Here is a 2613-nt window from a genome sequence, read left to right as displayed (position 1 = left end):
CGGAACGATCTCAGGGCCGTCGCGCGTTGGATGCGGCAGGACGACGGGGGTGGCTATGACGCGTGCGAGCGACACACAGGGTGGCCCGGTGACGCCGAAGCCCACCGACTCCAACCGGGACACCCACACCTCGATGCGCGTCCCCGCCCCCGACGAGCTGGCCGGCGGCGCCCACGGCACGGCCCGGGCGCCGCGCACCGCCGGTGCCCCCCGCCCCGGCTCGGCCCGCAACCGTGCCGCGACCCGGCGCCGCCGGGTGGCCCTGGGAGCGGGCGCGGTCGCCCTCGCGGCGGCGATCGGCGTCGGAGCCTGGCTGACCACGTCGGACGACGACGGAAGCGCCCCTCCCCAGGACACGCAGAACTCGGCACCGCAGACCCCCTGAGCCGCCTGCTCCGCCCGCCCGGCGATGGCCGCCGGGCGGAGCCGTTACGCTGGAGGGCGTGGCAGTCGTCGACGTATCCGAAGAGCTCAAGTCCCTCTCCTCGACCATGGAGTCGATCGAGGCCGTTCTGGACCTCGACAAGATGAGGGCAGACATCGCCGTGCTCGAGGAGCAGGCGGCCGCGCCGTCCCTCTGGGACGACCCCGATGAGGCGCAGAAGATCACCAGCAAGCTGTCCCACCTCCAGGCCGAGGTGCGCAAGGCCGAAGCCCTGCGCGGTCGCATCGACGACCTGGGCGTCCTCTTCGAGATGGCCGAGGAGGAGGACGACCCGGACACCCGCGCCGAGGCCGAGTCCGAGCTCACGGCCGTGAAGAAGGCGCTGGACGAGATGGAGGTCCGCACCCTCCTGTCCGGCGAGTACGACTCCCGTGAGGCGCTGGTGAACATCCGTGCCGAGGCCGGTGGCGTCGACGCCGCCGACTTCGCCGAGAAGCTCCAGCGCATGTACCTGCGGTGGGCCGAGCAGCGCGGCTACAAGACCGAGATCTACGAGACCTCGTACGCGGAGGAGGCCGGCATCAAGTCGACCACCTTCGCCGTCCAGGCGCCCTACGCCTACGGCACGCTCTCCGTCGAGCAGGGCACGCACCGGCTCGTGCGCATCTCGCCCTTCGACAACCAGGGCCGGCGGCAGACGTCCTTCGCGGGCGTCGAGATCCTGCCCGTCGTCGAGCAGACCGACCACATCGAGATCGACGAGTCCGAACTGCGCGTGGACGTGTACCGCTCGTCCGGCCCCGGCGGCCAGGGCGTCAACACCACCGACTCCGCGGTGCGGCTCACCCACATCCCCACCGGCATCGTCGTCTCCTGCCAGAACGAGCGCTCGCAGATCCAGAACAAGGCGACCGCCATGAACGTGCTCCAGGCGAAGCTGCTGGAGCGGCAGCGCCAGGAGGAGCGGGCCAAGATGGACGCCCTCAAGGACGGCGGCAGTTCCTGGGGCAACCAGATGCGTTCCTACGTCCTGCACCCGTACCAGATGGTCAAGGACCTGCGCACCGAGTTCGAGGTCGGCAACCCCGAGGCTGTGTTCAACGGCGAGATCGACGGCTTCATCGAGGCCGGAATTCGCTGGCGCAAGCAGCAGGAGAAGTAAGTTTATCGACAAGGCAACTGCCGCCATCAGGGCGGCAGTTGCCTTTTCCGTGCCCCATGTCCGGGTTTTACATCACACTCACGCCCTCATACTCCCGGCATAGCCCCCGTAGTTGGACATGGCGGCCGCAAACGGCCTTGACGTGTTCTTGAAAAATGGGAAGGGTAAAGCGCGGCATGCGTGTCTCTGGGGCGCATGTGAACCGGGGCGCCTTTCACCGCAGTTGTCCCCGTCGAGCACAGCCCCGAGCGCTGCCTAATGACGATGAGCTACTGGGGGTAGCAACCACATGACGAAGAAGACGCGGATTCGTGTCGCGCGGATAGCCGCCGGTGCCGTGATCGCGGCCGGTGCCTCGCTGACCGCCGCCGGTGCGGCATCCGCTCTCGACCTGGGCGTGAGCGTCGGCCTCGGCGACACCAGTGTCGGTGTCGGCGTGAGCACGGGCGACGACGCTCCGACCGACCCGCCGACCGAGCTCCCGACGGACCCGCCCACGGACCTCCCGACGGACCCGCCGTCGACCGAGGAGCCGACCGTCGAGCCGACCGAGCCGACGGACGAGCCCACCGAGCCGACCGAGGACCCGACGGACGTCCCGAGCGACCCGGGCAACGGGAACGGCACCGGCGGCGGCAACGGTGGCGGCAACGGCAACGGCAACGGCAACGGCAACGGCAACGGCAACGGTGGCGGCAACGGCGGCGGCAACAACGCCGACCCCGACGGCGGCACCTCGCCGCAGGAGGAGGGTTCCTCCTCCCTCACCGACATCGGCTCGGACTCCACCCCGGCCCCGCAGGCCCAGGCCCAGGGCAACGGCCAGGAGCTCGCCGAGACGGGTGCCGCGCAGACCACCTTCCTGGTGATCGGCGCCGCCACGATGATCGCCGGCGGTGTCGGCTTCCGTCTGCTGCCCCGCCTCGTGGGCGGCCGCGGCGGCGCTGCCGCCTGACGGTAGCCGCGTCCGTACGGACCGTGCTGATGCGGTGCAGCAGTTCTTGCTTGGTCTTGTAGTGGATGTAGAGCGCGGCCGGGCTCATCCCGGCGCGGCCCGCGATGTCGC

Annotated in this window: 2 protein-coding genes and 1 pseudogene; all 3 read left to right on the top strand. The window is 70.2% G+C overall.

Annotated elements, in window-relative coordinates:
- Nucleotides 1-85: 85 nt before the first annotated feature.
- A pseudogene (locus ABT116_RS42285) lies at nucleotides 86-385 on the top strand (serine/threonine protein kinase); the annotation flags it as partial.
- A 58-nt stretch (nucleotides 386-443) separates the two neighbouring features.
- Nucleotides 444-1547: a peptide chain release factor 2 gene (gene prfB / locus ABT116_RS42280; protein WP_351645789.1), complete on the top strand. Its 1104-nt coding sequence runs from the start codon at nucleotides 444-446 to the stop codon at nucleotides 1545-1547.
- A gap of 289 nt (nucleotides 1548-1836) precedes the next feature.
- On the top strand, nucleotides 1837-2502 hold the full coding sequence (locus ABT116_RS42275) for a hypothetical protein (RefSeq protein WP_351645784.1): 666 nt from the start codon (nucleotides 1837-1839) through the stop codon (nucleotides 2500-2502).
- The last annotated feature ends 111 nt before the right edge of the window (nucleotides 2503-2613 follow it).

Origin of the sequence: Streptomyces sp. NPDC002130, assembly GCF_040296465.1 — a bacterium.
GTDB lineage: Bacteria > Actinomycetota > Actinomycetes > Streptomycetales > Streptomycetaceae > Streptomyces.
This window is presented reverse-complemented; position numbering and strand designations above follow the sequence as displayed.

Bases quoted from the DNA above. Each gene is read 5' to 3' on its own strand.
- ABT116_RS42275 (WP_351645784.1), top strand. From the start codon at position 1,837: ATGACGAAGAAGACGCGGATTCGTGTCGCGCGGATAGCCGCCGGTGCC.